Below are 231 nucleotides of genomic sequence, written 5' to 3'. Positions count from 1 at the left end.
AGGGGGCGGGGCAGCCCGGGTGCCGGAGCTTACCCATTGGGACGGTTCCGCCAAGGTGGACCTGCACGGATCGCTTGGGCAAGTTACGGTACAGAGTCCGCAGCACGCGCAGATTACAGGAAGCGCTTCGATCCGGCAGCTGAACGTGACGGGTACCGGGTCGGCCAGCATTGAAGGCACGGGAACGATTGAACAGCTGCAGGTCTCTAATGCGGCTTCCCAAGTGGCGAT

1 protein-coding gene is annotated in these 231 nt (G+C 62.8%); it reads left to right on the top strand.

Annotated features, from left to right (window positions below):
* A partial coding sequence (locus KVT34_RS31390; RefSeq protein ID WP_217563407.1) for a hypothetical protein occupies positions 1 to 231 on the top strand: 231 nt, incomplete at both ends.

Origin of the sequence: Paenibacillus sp. GbtcB18 (assembly GCF_019091125.1) — a bacterium.
GTDB classification, from domain to species: Bacteria; Bacillota; Bacilli; order Paenibacillales; family NBRC-103111; genus Paenibacillus_F; species Paenibacillus_F chitinolyticus.
Note: the sequence above shows the minus strand (reverse complement) of the source record. Positions and strands in the feature narration are given on the sequence as shown.